The organism is Ruminococcus albus AD2013, assembly GCF_000526775.1.
GTDB lineage: Bacteria > Bacillota > Clostridia > Oscillospirales > Ruminococcaceae > Hominimerdicola > Hominimerdicola alba_A.
Window position 1 is genome coordinate 3,280,259 of sequence record NZ_JAGS01000001.1, and the last position, 15,435, is coordinate 3,295,693.

15 protein-coding genes, 4 tRNA genes and 1 riboswitch are annotated in these 15,435 nt (G+C 45.8%); of the genes, 10 read left to right on the forward strand and 9 right to left on the reverse strand.

The window, feature by feature from the left end; translation table 11 throughout:
- The first annotated feature begins 9 nt into the window (after positions 1 to 9).
- The 4 genes from N773_RS0114760 to N773_RS0114775 all read left to right on the forward strand — a co-directional run bounded on the left by N773_RS0114760 (position 10) and on the right by N773_RS0114775 (position 2,538).
- Positions 10 to 558 (forward strand): DUF6707 family protein, encoded by a 549-nt coding sequence (locus tag N773_RS0114760; protein WP_024858513.1) that lies wholly within the window; start codon positions 10 to 12, stop codon positions 556 to 558.
- Between the two features lie 38 nt (positions 559 to 596).
- Positions 597 to 1,562, forward strand: coding sequence for an RluA family pseudouridine synthase (locus tag N773_RS0114765; protein ID WP_024858514.1), 966 nt, complete (start codon positions 597 to 599; stop codon positions 1,560 to 1,562).
- A 123-nt stretch (positions 1,563 to 1,685) separates the two neighbouring features.
- Positions 1,686 to 2,402 (forward strand): tRNA threonylcarbamoyladenosine dehydratase, encoded by a 717-nt coding sequence (locus N773_RS0114770; RefSeq protein WP_024858515.1) that lies wholly within the window; start codon positions 1,686 to 1,688, stop codon positions 2,400 to 2,402.
- A 62-nt stretch (positions 2,403 to 2,464) separates the two neighbouring features.
- A tRNA-Arg gene (locus N773_RS0114775) sits at positions 2,465 to 2,538 on the forward strand.
- Positions 2,539 to 2,642: 104 nt separating this feature from the next.
- Here N773_RS0114775 and N773_RS0114780 read toward each other — a convergent pair.
- From N773_RS0114780 to N773_RS0114795, 4 genes are all read right to left on the reverse strand, one after another.
- Entirely contained in the window at positions 2,643 to 4,145 is a 1,503-nt protein-coding gene (locus N773_RS0114780; protein ID WP_024858516.1) for an L-fucose/L-arabinose isomerase family protein, read from the reverse strand.
- A gap of 480 nt (positions 4,146 to 4,625) precedes the next feature.
- Positions 4,626 to 4,699, reverse strand: a tRNA-His gene (locus tag N773_RS0114785).
- Between the two features lie 5 nt (positions 4,700 to 4,704).
- Positions 4,705 to 4,778: transfer RNA gene (locus N773_RS0114790), tRNA-Arg, on the reverse strand.
- Between the two features lie 22 nt (positions 4,779 to 4,800).
- Positions 4,801 to 4,871, reverse strand: a tRNA-Gly gene (locus N773_RS0114795).
- Positions 4,872 to 5,128: 257 nt separating this feature from the next.
- Positions 5,129 to 5,241, forward strand: a riboswitch (SAM riboswitch).
- Between the two features lie 136 nt (positions 5,242 to 5,377).
- On the opposite strand from N773_RS0114795, the gene metK reads away from it, so the two are divergent.
- Together metK and N773_RS0114805 are read left to right on the forward strand one after the other, a co-directional pair.
- A complete protein-coding gene (metK, locus tag N773_RS0114800; RefSeq protein WP_024858517.1) occupies positions 5,378 to 6,550 on the forward strand; it encodes a methionine adenosyltransferase in 1,173 nt (390 codons plus the stop codon).
- Entirely contained in the window at positions 6,550 to 7,635 is a 1,086-nt protein-coding gene (locus tag N773_RS0114805; protein WP_024858518.1) for an acyltransferase family protein, read from the forward strand. Before metK ends, N773_RS0114805 begins: the two co-directional genes overlap by 1 nt.
- Positions 7,636 to 7,728: 93 nt before the next feature.
- On the opposite strand, the gene N773_RS0114810 is transcribed toward N773_RS0114805, so the two are convergent.
- From N773_RS0114810 to N773_RS0114825, 4 genes are read right to left on the reverse strand one after another with little or no spacing between them, the layout of a single operon-like run.
- Complete coding sequence (locus N773_RS0114810; protein WP_024858519.1) at positions 7,729 to 8,688, reverse strand: D-2-hydroxyacid dehydrogenase; 960 nt, start codon at positions 8,686 to 8,688, stop codon at positions 7,729 to 7,731.
- Positions 8,689 to 8,691: 3 nt separating this feature from the next.
- Positions 8,692 to 9,063 carry a hypothetical protein gene (locus N773_RS0114815; RefSeq protein ID WP_242840397.1) on the reverse strand — a complete coding sequence of 124 codons (372 nt, stop codon included), beginning with the start codon at positions 9,061 to 9,063 and terminating at the stop codon, positions 8,692 to 8,694.
- Positions 9,064 to 9,114: 51 nt separating this feature from the next.
- Entirely contained in the window at positions 9,115 to 9,744 is a 630-nt protein-coding gene (locus N773_RS0114820) for a zinc dependent phospholipase C family protein (RefSeq protein WP_024858521.1), read from the reverse strand.
- Positions 9,745 to 10,608, reverse strand: coding sequence for a PSP1 domain-containing protein (locus N773_RS0114825; protein WP_024858522.1), 864 nt, complete (start codon positions 10,606 to 10,608; stop codon positions 9,745 to 9,747).
- A 100-nt stretch (positions 10,609 to 10,708) separates the two neighbouring features.
- Between N773_RS0114825 and N773_RS22660 the strand changes: the two genes are divergently transcribed.
- From N773_RS22660 to N773_RS0114835, 3 genes are all read left to right on the forward strand, one after another.
- Positions 10,709 to 10,903 carry a hypothetical protein gene (locus N773_RS22660; protein WP_196231648.1) on the forward strand — a complete coding sequence of 65 codons (195 nt, stop codon included), beginning with the start codon at positions 10,709 to 10,711 and terminating at the stop codon, positions 10,901 to 10,903.
- A gap of 429 nt (positions 10,904 to 11,332) precedes the next feature.
- The gene (gene ptsP / locus N773_RS0114830; RefSeq protein WP_024858523.1) at positions 11,333 to 13,006 is read left to right on the forward strand and encodes a phosphoenolpyruvate--protein phosphotransferase; all 1,674 of its coding nucleotides are present in this window, start codon (positions 11,333 to 11,335) and stop codon (positions 13,004 to 13,006) included.
- Between the two features lie 12 nt (positions 13,007 to 13,018).
- Positions 13,019 to 13,561, forward strand: a complete 543-nt coding sequence (locus N773_RS0114835) for a GNAT family N-acetyltransferase (RefSeq protein ID WP_024858524.1) — start codon at positions 13,019 to 13,021, stop codon at positions 13,559 to 13,561.
- A gap of 168 nt (positions 13,562 to 13,729) precedes the next feature.
- Here N773_RS0114835 and N773_RS0114840 read toward each other — a convergent pair whose 3' ends face one another.
- Positions 13,730 to 14,359 (reverse strand): AAA family ATPase, encoded by a 630-nt coding sequence (locus N773_RS0114840; protein WP_024858525.1) that lies wholly within the window; start codon positions 14,357 to 14,359, stop codon positions 13,730 to 13,732.
- 580 nt (positions 14,360 to 14,939) lie between these two features.
- Between N773_RS0114840 and nuoE the strand changes: the two genes are divergently transcribed.
- Entirely contained in the window at positions 14,940 to 15,431 is a 492-nt protein-coding gene (gene nuoE, locus N773_RS0114845; protein WP_013499541.1) for an NADH-quinone oxidoreductase subunit NuoE, read from the forward strand.
- The last annotated feature ends 4 nt before the right edge of the window (positions 15,432 to 15,435 follow it).

A 15,435-nucleotide genomic window follows, 5' to 3' on the forward strand; every position in this document is an offset into this window, starting at 1 on the left:
GGTTTGATTATGACAGAATTGATCGAGCGTATAAGCATCACTGTTGATAAAAAGAAAGTCAGAAGTTACTGTAACAAAATACTGAAAAAGTGCAGTTTTAAATCAAGCAGAGATCTACAGAATATATCCGCTCTGGCGACATGGCTGTATATCTACGGCTATTATGATGAAATGATCGAAGTCTGTGACCTGCTAAAGGATATGGAGTTTTCGGGAAATTACGATATCTGGTTCAGCCCCGATATGGTGATGTGCCTGAAATCAAGAGTGCTCAGAGAACGGGGCTTAACAGAAGGATCCCAAGCTCTGATAAATAAGATCAACGAACATCGCCACCCCGAATTATACGTAAATCTGGTAGATTCCTACATGATAGATATGGATATCAACATAGCGGAAGAGCTCAAAAATCGCCCCAGATCACTGGCTGACGGTTGGCGCTTCTGCAAACTTCAATCAGCCATAAGGTACCGAGAAGCAGGTAAATTTCCTGTCCCCGATGAAAAATTTGAAAGCGATATCCGGGAACTTGTAGACATTTTACGTCAGGTAAAATAAGGCTATAAAACATCACAAAAAATAGGCGGAGGATAAATTTGAGAGAATTCAGTATAAACAAAAATGACGCGGGACAGCGCATGGATAAATTTCTCACCAAGGCAGTCCCTGCACTGCCGAAAAACCTGATGTACAAATACATCAGGTTAAAGCGCATAAAGCTTAACGGCAAACGCTGTGAGATAAGCACAAAACTCAGCGAGGGCGACAGCGTACAGCTCTATATCAATGATGAATTTTTCCCCGAAAAGCGCGATGAAGCCCACCGTTTCCTCAACGCGCCCAAGGATATCGAAATAGTGTACGAGGACGAAAATATACTCCTCTGCGATAAGCCCTGCGGTCTTGTGGTGCATGAGGACGAAAGCGGAGAAGCGGATACACTGATAGACCGTGTTCTGCACTATCTCTATGACAAAGGGGAATACGATCCCGATACCGAAAACAGCTTCACTCCCGCCCTGTGCAACCGCATCGACAGGAATACCTCGGGTATAGTTATATGTGCCAAAAATGCCGAAAGCCTGCGGGTGCTCAATCAGAAAGTCAAGGACAGGGAACTTGAAAAACTCTATCTCTGCGTTACAGTGGGTATCCCTAATAAAAAGTCCGCCGAGCTGAAAGCTTTCCATCGCCGCGATGAAAAGACAAAGGTAGTCCGTGTAGAGGACAAGTCTTTCCCGGGCAGTAAGACCATGATAACCCGATATAAAGTTCTTGCTGAGAATAAGCAGTCCGACTTGGCACTTCTGGAAGTCGATCTCGTCACAGGCAGAACTCACCAGATAAGAGCACATCTTGCACACATCGGCTACCCTCTGCTGGGCGACGGAAAATACGGCAGCAACAAGATAAACCGCGCCCTCGGCGTGAAGACCCAGGCGCTGTGTTCCTATAAACTCACATTCCGCTTCGCCACCGAAAGCGGTTGTCTTGAATATCTTGACGGCAAAAGCTTTGAAGTAAAAAAAGTCTGGTTCAAAGATAAATTCTTTCAACTTTAAAAAGCTTGCGGGAGATCTGCACCGTCAGCAAAAATCTGTGCAAGTTTGTCAGAGTACATATTTCCGTCTGACAGTACGGCTCGACAATTATCAATAAAGCAAGTAATTTCACGGAGGACTAATATGAAAGAACAGTATGCACGAAGCGAGTTGCTTCTCGGCAGTGAAGCCATGGAAAAACTCCAGAACAGCCGCGTGGCAGTTTTCGGGGTAGGTGGAGTAGGCGGATTTGCAGTTGAAGCCCTTGCCAGAAGCGGAGTAGGCACCATCGACCTTATCGACAGCGATACCGTCAGCACCACTAACCTCAACCGCCAGATAATCGCCCTCCACAGCACCGTCGGCAGATACAAGACCGAGATAGCCGCCGAAAGGATACACGATATCGACCCCGATATAACCGTAAATGTACATAACTGTTTCTTCATGCCCGAGACCGCCGATGATTTCGATTTCACACAGTATACATACGTGATAGATGCCATCGACACTGTCACAGGCAAGATAGAGATAATAATGAAAGCCAAAGCCGCAGGAGTACCCGTGATATCCGCCATGGGCGCAGGCAATAAGCTTGACCCCACCGCATTCCGCGTCACCGATATCTATAAGACAAAGGGATGCCCTCTTGCAAGGGTGATGCGCCGCGAACTCAAAAAGCGTAATGTTGCACACCTCAAAGTAGTCTACTCCGAGGAAGAACCCATAACTCCCCGCACAAGTTCCGAAGAACCACAGGAAGGCAGACGTTCCGTTCCCGGTTCTGTAGCCTTTGTCCCCTCCGTGGCAGGACTTATACTTGCAGGGGAAGTCATAAAGGATATCATATCGGCAGACTGAAAAAAATTTGAAAAAGGTCTTGCATTTTCCTCTGAGATATGGTATAATAATTAAGTTGATAAGTCGCTGTAGCTCAGCTGGATAGAGCGGCCGCCTCCTAAGCGGCAGGCCGGAGGTTCGAATCCTCTCAGCGACGTTTTCCCCGAAGTTTAAGGCTTCGGGGGCTTTTTTTATCCCAAAATCTACATACAAAAAAAGACTGCCGCGTCACTTCGCAGCAGTCTTTTCTTTTAAAGCAATTTATTTGTAAGGGTTCTCGCCAAAATATCTTGTGGAAGCAGGTCTGTTGTACTCTCTGTCTTCAACACCCAGGAACTTCAGCACATTGAACAGTGCCTTGCCGTGGTGACCGAATACAACTGCACCGTGATGAGGATAGCCCTTCTCCAGCAGTACATATCTGTAGAATCTTGCCATCTCCTTGATGCCGAAGATACCGATAGTACCGAAGGAACGAGTAGCTACAGGCAGGATCTCACCCTCAGCTGCATAAGAACGCAGAGTTGCGTCAGCAGTAGACTGAAGTCTGAAGAATGTGATCTCGCCGGGCTTGATGTCGCCCTCAAGAGTACCTCTTGTGATATCAGGCTCAACATCAGGCTCCAGACCTCTGTGCATGATGAGCTGATACTTCATAACAGGGTTGTTCAGGATGCAGCAGCTGCCGTTGCCGCAGTGGAAGCCCATGAATGTATCTCTCTGAGTATAATCGAACTTGCCTTCGATATCCTCTCTGTAAATGTTGCCGGGAACAGTGTTGTTGATATCCAGCAGAGTAACGATATCGTCGGATACGCACTGACCGATGTACTCGGAAAGAACGCCGTAGATATCAACTTCGCAGGATACAGGGATACCCCTTGCGCCCAGTCTGCCGTTTACATAGCAGGGAACGAAGCCGAACTGTGTCTGGAATGAAGGCCAGCACTTGTTAGCAAATGCAACGAACTGTCTCTCGCCCTTGTGCTCTTCAGCCCAGTCAAGCAGAGTTACTTCGTACTGAGCAAGTCTGGGCAGGATGCCTGCCATCTTGTTGCCGTCGCCCAGTTCCTTCTCCATATCAGCGATAACGCCGGGGATACGGGGATCGTCCTTGTGCTCGTTGTAAGCTGCGAACAGGTCAAGCTCGGAGTTTTCCTCGATCTCAACGCCCAGGTCATACAGTCTTGCGATAGGTGCATTGCAAGCCAGGAAGTCCTGAGGACGGGGACCGAAGGATATGATCTTGAGATTTCTCAGACCAACGATAGTCTTTGCGATAGGGATAAACTCGTTTATCATATCAGCAACTTCGGGAGCAGTACCAACAGGATACTCGGGAATGTAAGCAGTTACGCCTCTCAGCTTGAGGTTGTAGCTGGCATTGAGCATACCGCAGTAAGCGTCGCCTCTGTTGTCGATAAGTGCATCGCCGCAGTCATCCTCAGCAGCTGCAACGAACATTGCAGGGCCGTCGAAATACTTAGCGAGCAGTGTTTCAGGGGTCTCGGGACCGAAGTTGCCAAGGTATACAACGAGAGCGTTGCAGCCCGCAGCGTTAACTTCGTCAAGAGCCTTTCTCATGTGTACTTCGTTCTCAATAACGGTAGGACATACAAAAAGTCCCTCTGCGCCGTACTTTTCGGTATAAGCCTTAGCTACGGCATTTCTTCTGTTTTCTGACAGGCTCATGGGGAAGCAGTCTCTTGAAACTGCCACAAGACCTATCTTCACTTCAGGTGTGTTTGCAAGCTTGTTGCTCATGATAATTACCTCCGTTTTGGTGCGCCGCCGCTGTGTGTGCCCCGACGTTTCCGCCGACAGCTGAGCGCATATAAACTGCGATCTTCATCGTTGCACACATTATATCACATATACAACTTTGTGTCAATTCAAAAATTTGGCATTACCTCACCATTTATTGCGCAGTTTATGCGCTTTTTTTTAGAAGAATGTTCGTTATTTTATTCGTATGTCTTTCGTCTTGACAGATAATGTACATACAACATCTGAGGAAGTCCGCCGATGATGTACGTACCGCTCTGGGGAGTTGTTATATGTAAGGTATGTACATATCAAAGTCTCCCGCAATTTATGCAACGAACCCGCGAACTATCAAAAAAACCACCCGTCTAACGAGTGGTTTGCGAAAGTCATATAAGTTCATTTATCACACCGCCTGAATTCCGGAATGGCAGTAAACTATAAAAAAACAGCCCCTCAAATATTTCCGAGAAGCTGTAGGGTGGGTAGAGAGATTCGAACTCTCGATCTTCAGGACCACAATCTGACGCGTTAACCAACTACGCTATACCCACCGTAACACGCCATACTGGATTCGAACCAGTGACCTACCGCTTAGAAGGCGGTTGCTCTATCCAGCTGAGCTAATGACGCATATACTGCATTCAACAGTAAAAGCGGGTGATGGGAATCGAACCCACGTGGCCAGCTTGGAAGGCTGGAGTTCTACCATTGAACTACACCCGCATTTGGGTCATTGACTTGACCAGTCAACGAAAATTATTATACCACGACAATCCTGATTTGTCAAGCGCTTTCTCAAACATTCTATCATTTGTTTAAAAATATTTAAAATTGCGCCGATTATATAGTCTTTCATTACAAATAGATTTCCGCTTACTCTATCTATAAAGAGTTAGTATAGCGTACCTTGTAAAAAAAAACGTTAAAACTGTTGACAACAGAGTAAGAATGTAGTATAATGTTAGACGTTAAATTTAATAGCCTTATCAAGAGCGGTGGAGGAATCAGGTCCTGTGAAGCCCGGCAACCTGTGTGCTGTATTATGCAGTTCGTCAAGGTGCCAAATCCTGCGGTTATTTCCGAAAGATGAGGAATTTTTATCAAAAAGATCTCACCTCTCATTCCTTCGGAATTGAGAGGCTTTTTATTGGCTGTTGATTTAACGGTTAGCAACAGTATATGTCGGTTGAGCCGACTAAGTTTCTTTATAAGAAAGGTAGGAACTATTCATGTCAAGATTTCTTTTCACTTCCGAATCGGTGACCGAGGGTCACCCCGATAAGATCTGCGACCAGATCTCCGATGCTATCCTCGATGCAATGCTGGAACAGGATCCCTATTCCAGAGTTGCCTGCGAGACTGTGACAACAACAGGTATGATAATGTGCATGGGCGAGATCACCACCAAGGCACAGGTGGATATCCCCCAGATAGTACGCGATACCGTAGTGGGTATCGGCTATGACAGAGCAAAGTACGGTTTCGACGGCCATACCTGCGCTGTTATGACCACTATCGACAAGCAGTCCCCCGATATCGCTATGGGCGTTGACAACGCTCTCGAGGGCAGAGAGGAAAATGCATTCGATACAGGTGCAGGCGATCAGGGTATCATGTTCGGCTATGCCTGCGATGAAACTCCCGAACTCATGCCCCTGCCTATATCCCTGGCACACAAGCTGGCTCTCAGACTTACAGAAGTTCGCAAGAACGGCGCACTTCCTTACCTCCGTCCCGACGGAAAAACTCAGGTAACTGTTGAGTACGTTGACGGCAAGCCCGCAAGGATAGATGCAGTAGTAGTATCCTCACAGCACGATGCCAAGGTATCCATGGAGCAGATAAGAGCTGATATCATCGAGAAAGTCATCAAGCACGTTATCCCCGCAGGACTTCTCGACGACAAGACCACATACTTCGTGAACCCCACAGGCAGATTCGTTATCGGCGGACCTCAGGGCGACAGCGGTCTTACAGGCAGAAAGATCATCGTTGATACCTACGGCGGATATGCTCGCCACGGCGGCGGATGCTTCTCCGGCAAGGATCCAACGAAAGTTGACCGTTCCGCAGCTTATGCAGCAAGATATGTAGCTAAGAATATCGTAGCCGCAGGTCTTGCAAGCAGATGCGAAGTTGAGCTTGCATACGCTATCGGTGTTGCAAACCCTGTTTCCATACTGGTGGATACTTTCGGCACAGGCAAGGTATCCGATGAAAGACTCAGTGCAGCAGTCAACGACATCTTTGATCTCCGTCCCGCAGCTATCATCGATATGCTCGATCTCCGCAAGCCCCAGTACAAGCAGCTGGCAGCATACGGTCACATGGGCAGAGAAGATCTGGGCGTAGCATGGGAGCGCACAGATAAGGTACAGGCTCTCCTGGACGCTGTAAAATAATGGCTGAAAAAAAGAAAGCCCGCTCTGCCAGCAAAGCAAAATCTCTTGACTATATCGATTATGCAAAAGGCATCGGGATACTTTTGGTAATGTTGGGTCATGTCAATCTTGTAGTTCCCGACAGCAACCATATCGCTCACTATTTTGTAAGGCTGATATATTCTTTTCATATGCCTCTGTTCTTTGTCATCACAGGTTTTTTGCTGGGCTATAAGGACAGTATCTCAAAAAAGGATACTGTCCCTGCCCTGAAAGCGGGCAGATTATTCATGCATATCATGGTGCCTTACTATCTCTATTCAGTATTATTTATATTGGTTTACTACTATCGTTACGGCAACGAAGATGACCATATCACAGGTATGATCACTGCCACATGGACAACGATGGGCAATGCACCGCTGTGGTTTCTTTCGACCCTTTTCTTTGCACGGCTTCTGTTCCATTTTCTGAAATACAAACTTAAACTTGACATACGAGTGATTCTTTTGATATCGCTTTACTTTTCACTCTTTGCAGTAAAGATATACTCTAGATTGAAAATACAAGGCTTGATGAAAGAAAAAGTCACAAGATTTCTTGCGGCAGCTGCTATACGTATAATACCCGCTGTGTTTTTTATTGCTTTCGGGTTTCTATTTTTCAATTATATCGACCGCAAAAACAAACACCGCAATCTTATATACGGCTTGATACTTGGCGTTACATTGATAGTATGCTGCCATCTGTATCCCCCGGTGGTAAATATGCACACCCTGAAATTTAACAGTCTGTCAATGTTTCTGCTTACAGGCGTTACAGGTTCTTCAGCACTGATACTGATCTGTTCGGCTTTACCGGAGAGGATAATACCGCTTCGTGAACTTGGAAGAAGTTCTATGGATATAATGGTGATACATTACGATCCTATGCCTTTTTTCTTTATTGCAAACGACATTGTTTTAAAAGTTACAGGAGCTCGAAATTTTGTTATTATATGGCTGGTGACCTGCCTGATGGTCATACCTGTAGTTTTTATATGGAGAAAGCTCAAAGGTTTACCATTGCTTATAATCAAAAAACAAAGATCATTAGCCGGATCTTAATAAACAAATTTTGCCCCGAAGCATTACAAAACGCTTCGGGGCATTGTTATTTATTCTGATTTGCATTTCAAATCTATCTGCGCGGACGGAGTATTATTTCCCGTTCACCACATTCTGCGGTTTGCCGTCTATCCATGCTTTCAGGTTTGCAGATACAACTTCAAGCAGACGTATCCTTGTCTGTTTGGGTGCCCATGCAATGTGAGGCGTTATAGTAGCGTTCTTTGCATTTCTCAAAGGACAGTCCTCGCGCATAGGTTCAAAAGTCAGGGCATCTATGCCTGCACCTGCAATGACTTCGTTGTTCAGGGCATCAGCAAGGTCATACTCATTGACAACTCCGCCCCTTGCAGTATTCACGAAGTATGCGGTAGGCTTCATCTTTTCAAGAGCTTCCTTGTTTATCATTTCCTTGGTCTGCTCGTTAAGGGGACAGTGCATGGTAACTACATCACTTGTCCTGAGGAGTTCATCAAGGCTTACAGCTTTTGCACCCTCGCCCACTTTTTCGGGAGAACGTGTGTAAGTTACAACTTCCATTCCGAAAACTCTGGCTATCTCAGCCACGCGCCTGCCTATGCTGCCGTAACCGATGATGCCTATCCTCATGCCTTTCAGCTCGTAAGTAGGTATATAGAAGTAGGTGAAAAGTTTGTAGTTGACCCAGTCGCCGTTATCGACTGTATCTGCATACGCCCTTATTTTATTGAAGTGGTTGAGTATCAATGCAAAGGTGTGCTGTGCCACGGAATCGGTAGAATATGCGGGCACATTGCAGACTGCCGCACCGTGCTTATCAGCCGCTTTAAGGTCAACATTATTGTAGCCCGTTGCGAAAAGACCCACATATTTAAGGTTAGGGCATTTGCTGAAAACTTCTTCGGTGATAAGGCACTTATTGCATATCACCGCATCGGCATCGCCTATCTTGTCGGCAACTTCGTCATTTGGTGTGAAGCCGTAAACTTCGCTTTTACCGAGAGAGGTTATGCCGTCTAAGCTGACATCGCCGCCGCGGGAAACTGTTTCGCTGTCAAGGATAACTATCTTCATGCTTTAGTCCTCAAAAGCGCTGTCAACAGTGTCGCTGTCCTGCTTGGGAGCCTTTTTCTTTTCCTTTTCTGCAGCTTTCTGCGCCCTGCTGTACTTTATCGAGAAGAAAGCAGCACCCAGCAGCAGAACTATCTCTGCTATGAACAGGAAGGTCAGGGCAGGCTTGGAAGTATTTATCTGAGTGATAAAAGTAAGGTCGCAGGCAAGCAGCAGAAGAAAGTGCTGTATTGTCTTCTGCTTAACGAAATATATACCATATACTATAGTAGCCGCAATGCAGAATCCCAGATGCATAGGGAAAGGGAATGGTGTGAACACGTTCTGTGCTGTGGTTGTGGTCTCTGTTAATGACATCAACATTTTAAACATCTCCATTTTAAATTATTCTGAGTTCTACTCAGTATCTTTTGTTTTTTGCTTCTGTTTTTACAACTTTGCCAGTTCTTCGCTGTAACCCGCTTCATTCATCTGCTGAACTGTTGCGGCTATATGCGCATCGTTCAGGAAGAGGGGCTTTTCATCGAGTATCTTGTCGCGGTAATCATCTGCGACGTAAGCCGCATACTTCGATATAAGTTCTGCGGAACAGCCTGCTATATCCACAGGCTTGCCCTGCTTGACAAACTCGGTACACTCAGCATATTCCTTGCTTTTTACAGCAAGGCTGTTGAAACGGTAAAGTTCCTGCCATTTCTGCTTAGTCATATCATCGTAGCCGTAGCCAAGTGTTCCGAGAAACTCGAATATCTTCGGCTGAACTGCTTCGTCCCAGGCTATATCCGACCAGCAGTGGAAAAGGTAGCCGCGGAGAAAATCTTTTTTATCAGCAAACTTTTCTGCGTTATCCACGGCGAAAGCTTTTAGCTTGGCTTTCCAGATATCATAATCCTTGTCACGGATATGGGCTGTATACCTGACTTCCTCACTTGCCTGTTCCTGACCGTAGTTCACGCAGTCGGGGGCGATGGCGCCGAGCAGGAAGTCTGCTTTGTTTTTTACATTCAGACTGTCAGCCATTCTATATGCCAGCAGCAGATGAACGGGTGATGACGGCATTTACTTACCCTCCAGTCCTTTAAGAGCTTTCAGCTCGTTCTTGTCGATCTTTATATTGCCGTCCTTGAGGACTTCAACATCGTCTTTCTTGACGGTGATGACATTATCTGAACGGTCGATCTTTACCCTCAGCTTGCCTGTCAGCAGGTTTACCTCCTGAACAACGCCCTTGCCGTCGGTGGTTTTAACTATCGCGCCGACCTTCGGGGTATGTTTCAGAAGATCCTCATAGCTGTCCTGCTCGTATTTCAGGCAGCACATGAGTCTGCCGCAGCAGCCGCTTATCTTTGTGGGGTTAAGGCTGAGTCCCTGCTCCTTTGCCATTTTAATGGAAACTGGCTGGAAATCGCCTAAGAATCTTGAACAGCAGAAGGGCTGTCCGCATATTCCCAGTCCGCCGAGCATTTTAGCTTCATCGCGGACACCTATCTGACGAAGCTCTATCCTTGTCCTGAAAACGCTTGCCAGGTCTTTGACCAGTTCGCGGAAATCCACGCGGTTCTCAGCGGTAAAGTAGAAAAGCATCTTATTATTGCTGAATGTGCATTCAACATCTATCAGATCCATTTTCAGCTTATGGGCTTCGATCTTCTGCTTGCATATCTCGAAAGCTTCCTGCTCTCTCTGCTTATTGCGTTCTATCGTTTTGAGATCGCGTTCGTCAGCCTTTTTGATTATTGGCTTTATGGGGTTTTTGAAGCTTGTTTCATCTATTTCTCTGTCGGTCATAACGACCTCGCCGCATTCAACGCCGCGGGAAGTTTCGACAATGACCTTATCACCGTTTTTAAGTTCGGCATCGCCCGGGTCGAAATAATATATCTTGCCAACGCTTTTGAAGCGCACACCGATTATCTTGAGCATATGTTTTCCTTTCTGTTTCAGCTTTTGGTGAGCCAAACATACAAGCTCACCGTACATACTTTATTATTATAGCACATATCTCCCCAAAAGTAAAGAGACAGTGATAATAAAAGTTATGTTTGCATATACCAAAAAGACTGACAGTTATTCTGTTGTCAAGATGCTGTTCGGTCGGTACAGTATGACACGCGCCCTATGTGCCGTAGTCACAGACGGGCGGCAGCCTGCCATCGTGCGCACCGATACCATCTATATAAAAAGCCCCAATGAGCCATTGCCTTTCTATACTCAGTGAAAATAGCGGAAAAGTTGTACGTTTTTGTACAACTCTTGCAAAAATATGTCCGAGTAAAAAGAAAAAACATTTGTTTGTACAAAATCGGCGCGGAGTTTTTAGAAGGGGTGTACAAAAGGAGAACGGAGTATAACAACGGAGTTCTCAGCGGGGGAGAAGTGCTTTCACGGGGTTAATTTAGTGGAATTTGGAGCGTTGAAAGAGTATTCAGGGGCGATTTTTCCTCTTTTTGCTGTTGAATATGGAAAAATATCCCATATAAAATTGTTTAAAACAAACAAAATTATAGTTTGATAATATTTTAAAACGACAAAAAGTGTGTCGCAAATGTAAACAAATCAAATCATCCTTTTTAACCATGAGTGAATGTGTTATAATTAATATGTAGAGTTATGACCTGTTTAATACAGTGAACGGAGGTGAACTGCTATGGTCACACTGCGAGGTAGGTCTGTATACCGCGGTATCGCGAGAGGTGTCATCAGCTTTTATCAGCGTGACCAAGTCAGCGTTACCAAGATAAAGATAAACGATCCCGAAAAAGAATGGGACAGATATATGAACGCCAAGGAGGGCGCTGTCGAAGAACTGCGTATCCTGCGAGAAAAAACTGCTGAGGAGATAGGCGAGACCGATGCGGCTATATTCTATATCCACGAGCTGATACTCGGCGACAGTCAGTATGAGCGTGGTGTAAGAGGTCTGATATTCGACGAAAGGCTGAATGCTGAATATGCGGTGGCAAAGACTTCACAGACACTGGCGGAACTCATGCGTCAGGGCGATTCGGAGTATATCCGTGAGAGAAGCGCCGATGTTTATGACGCTTCGGAAAGGCTGATAAGACAGCTGCAGAATCTTTCGGCTAAGGAATTCGTACTGGACGATATATCTATAATATGTGCGGAAGATCTTCTGCCCAGCGAGACTGCTACCCTTGATAAAACTAAGGTTGCGGCATTCTGCACCATGGGCGGTTCGATAAATTCGCATACTGCTATACTGGCGAGGACGATGAACATACCCGCACTGATAGGTCTGGGTGATGTCAAGCTTGAAGATTTCGACGGGCGTTTTGCGATAGTTGACGGGTATGACGGAGTTATCTATATTGAGCCTGACAACGAGACCCAGATAAAGCTGGCGAGGCGTGAGGAAGAGGAAGAGCGCAAGAGCGAACTTCTTCAGAGGCTGAAGGGCAGGAAGAACGTTACCCGTGACGGCAGGGAGATAGAAGTTTATGCAAATATCGGCGGTCTTGCCGATCTTGAATCTGCCATTGAGAACGATGCAGGGGGCATAGGTCTGCTGAGATCGGAGTTCCTGTATTTGCAGAGGGACAGTTTTCCCGATGAGGAAGAGCTTTTCTACAACTATCGCAGGGTAGTTGAGGATATGAAAGGCAAGCGCGTTGTTATACGCACACTGGATATCGGCGCTGACAAGACGGCTGACTACTTCAATCTTGACAAAGAGGAGAACCCTGCGCTGGGCATGAGGGCTGTAAGGCTTTGTCTGCGCAGGCAGGATATATTCAAAACTCAGCTGAGGGCGCTGCTCAGGGCATCGGCTTACGGAAAGCTTTCGATACTGATACCTATGGTGATAGATGTAGACGAGGTATACCGCGTAAAGGATATTATGCACAAGGTAAAGGACGAACTTCTCAGTAAGCATATAGCTTTCGGTAATGATGTGGAGCTTGGTGTCATGATCGAAACTCCCGCGGCGGTGATGATAAGCGATCTGCTGGCGAGAGAGGTGGACTTTTTCAGTATAGGTACCAATGATCTGGAACAGTACACATTGGCGATAGACAGGCAGAACCCGAACTACGAGAATGTTGTCCCGCCTAATCATCTGGCGGTGCTGAGAATGATAAAGCTTGTTGTTGACAATGCTCACAGCAAGGGAATAAAGGTTTGCCTTTGCGGAGAGATGGGAGCCGATCTTTCACTGACGGAGATACTTCTGGATATGCAGCTGGATTCATTATCGGTAGCACCTCCGCAGATACTTCCCGTAAGGCGTATGATACGCAGTCTGAACCTCAGCGACAGGCGGCAGGTACACAGCAATATACAGAGGGTGCTGCATTATTAAAAGGAGATCATTGTGGATACAATAAGACTTATTTCACCCGACCACGATCATGCCAAGGATATCTGGGCATTCAGGAGTGAGATACTGGAAAATGATGCAGACAGCGAAGATCAGTTTGCAGGCTGTATGTCATTGGATACTTGCAGTTCCGTCGAAGAATGGATACGCATCTGTGAACTTCGCAGTAACAAAGCAACGTGCGGCGAAGTCGGTTCACAGGTACCATCTGACACATATCTGGCGGTCAGGCAAAGTGACGATCGTATTGTTGGGATAATTGATCTGCGACACCACATAGACCACCCTATTCTCGGGACTTGGGGCGGGCACTGCGGATATTCCGTTCGTCCCTCGGAACGCAGAAAGGGCTACGGCAAGGAAATGCTACGCTTGAATATTCAGAACGCCAGAAAGCTCGGCATAGAAAAGATGCTTGTAACGTGCAACGCTGATAACATTGCCAGTGAGAAAATCATTCTTGATAACGGTGGGGTATTCGAGAAAACCATCGATGTCGATGGTGCTCAGATGAAGCGTTACTGGATCACGGTATAAAATGAATAGTGGATAATGTATAATTTATAATAGTAGCTTCAGAGGTATCGTCTTACGGTACCTCTTGTTTTTTTGCACACAAAAAGACACCGACCTCCCGGCTCGGTGTCTTTTCGTAGTAAGGAAAGTAAAATGAATTAAAAACATGAATGTCGTTATTTAAGGTACTCAATCGGGCTTATAGTTCTCTTTGATAGCTATATACTCCTTCATGAGCTGTACCGCACCCTGTATCCCCGTCTTGGACGTATTGATGCACAGGTCGAAATTGGGAGCTGCGCCCCATTTCTGGTCGGTATAATAATTATAATAGGAAGCACGGCGTTTATCGGTCTTCTTGATGAAGTCCTCCACCTTGTCCTTTTCAATATCGTATCTGCCAAGGATACGCGCTTTTTTATCAGCCAGGTCTCCCGTTAGGAAGAAATTGATGACCCTCGGGTTATCCCTTAAAACATAGTCTGCACATCTGCCGACTATAACGCAGGGACCCTTATCGCCAAGTTTCCTGATAGTATCGAACTGCGCAAGAAATATCTTGTGGTTCAGAGGTAGGTCGGGATTTATCCTGCCATCCGCAGATACAGGATAACTGCCCATAACAAGGGAGAACAGAAAGCTGTTGGTATAACTCTCGTCGTTCTTGACGAAAAGCTCTTCGCATATCCCGCTGTCCTTGGAAGCCATTTCCAGAAGCTCTTTATCATAAAACGGGATATCAAGATCTTTGGCAAGCAGCTTGCCGATCTCTCTGCCGCCGCTGCCAAACTCACGGCTTATAGTTATGATAGACCTCATGGAACATCGCTCCTTTCCTTTGGGCTGATTTTATTATAGCATATTTTTTGTGTTTTGTATACAAAAATTACGAAAAATCATTCACAAATTTAGCGAAATTATTTTGTGCATTTTATCAATTGACATTTTATTAACGCATTGTTACGCAAATAAAAATGAAAGAATTCTTGCAGGTATATCAAATCATATATGACCCATGGTAAACAGGATTTGTTTTATAGGTCGGAAATGTGGGGTATCGGCTAAAAATTAGTCTATACTAACTGAATTATACACAGCTAACCGAACATTTTGCGTAAAAATGCATAAAAAAATGCAATTAAGTTTGGTTATTAATTTTTCCAAAATGCTTGAAAAGAAAGTCGAAATAATGTATAATAATAATGTTGGCTGCGCCTTGATTTATGGGGCATATACGCACTTATATCCCCTATGTAAAAAGGTATAACAGACGGCTTTGTTTTTATGTCCGGAGAAATTCTGCATTTTGCACATTTCGCAGAGGATGATGACTGTCTTTATACGCGCAGCGCATGATCAGTATATTTTGTTATGCAAAATCAATTAAGGAGGTTATTTTATGACTGAGAAAACCGTTATTCCTTTTCAGGGTACTCCTGAGCAGGAGGCACAGCTTAAGGAAGTCATTGCTAAGCACCATGACCAGCCCGGTGGACTGATGCCTACATTGCAGGAGGCTCAGGGGATCTACGGCTATCTTCCTATCGAGGTCCAGAAGATGATCGCTGACGGACTGGGCGTTTCACTGTCGGAGGTATTCGGCGTTGCAACATTCTACAGCCAGTTCTCTCTTACCCCCAAGGGCAAGCACAGGATCAGCGTCTGTCTCGGTACTGCCTGCTATGTTAAGGGCTCCGATAAGATACTGGAGGCTGTTGAAGCAAAGCTGGGCATAAAGAGCGGTGAGTGTACTGCTGATGGTATGTTCTCCATCGATTCCTGCCGCTGCGTTGGCGCATGCGGTCTGGCTCCCGTAATGCTGGTAGACGAGGACGTTTACGGCAAGCTGAAACCCGAACAGGTCGCAAAGATCCTGGATAGCTACAAGTAAGGAG

Bases quoted from the DNA above. Each gene is read 5' to 3' on its own strand.
- N773_RS0114760 (WP_024858513.1), top strand. From the start codon at position 10: ATGACAGAATTGATCGAGCGTATAAGCATCACTGTTGATAAAAAGAAA.
- N773_RS0114770 (WP_024858515.1), top strand. From the start codon at position 1,686: ATGAAAGAACAGTATGCACGAAGCGAGTTGCTTCTCGGCAGTGAAGCC.
- N773_RS0114780 (WP_024858516.1), bottom strand. From the start codon at position 4,145: ATGAGCAACAAGCTTGCAAACACACCTGAAGTGAAGATAGGTCTTGTG.
- metK (WP_024858517.1), top strand. From the start codon at position 5,378: ATGTCAAGATTTCTTTTCACTTCCGAATCGGTGACCGAGGGTCACCCC.
- N773_RS0114805 (WP_024858518.1), top strand. From the start codon at position 6,550: ATGGCTGAAAAAAAGAAAGCCCGCTCTGCCAGCAAAGCAAAATCTCTT.
- N773_RS0114810 (WP_024858519.1), bottom strand. From the start codon at position 8,688: ATGAAGATAGTTATCCTTGACAGCGAAACAGTTTCCCGCGGCGGCGAT.
- N773_RS0114815 (WP_242840397.1), bottom strand. From the start codon at position 9,063: ATGGAGATGTTTAAAATGTTGATGTCATTAACAGAGACCACAACCACA.
- N773_RS0114820 (WP_024858521.1), bottom strand. From the start codon at position 9,744: ATGCCGTCATCACCCGTTCATCTGCTGCTGGCATATAGAATGGCTGAC.
- N773_RS0114825 (WP_024858522.1), bottom strand. From the start codon at position 10,608: ATGCTCAAGATAATCGGTGTGCGCTTCAAAAGCGTTGGCAAGATATAT.
- ptsP (WP_024858523.1), top strand. From the start codon at position 11,333: ATGGTCACACTGCGAGGTAGGTCTGTATACCGCGGTATCGCGAGAGGT.
- N773_RS0114840 (WP_024858525.1), bottom strand. From the start codon at position 14,359: ATGAGGTCTATCATAACTATAAGCCGTGAGTTTGGCAGCGGCGGCAGA.
- nuoE (WP_013499541.1), top strand. From the start codon at position 14,940: ATGACTGAGAAAACCGTTATTCCTTTTCAGGGTACTCCTGAGCAGGAG.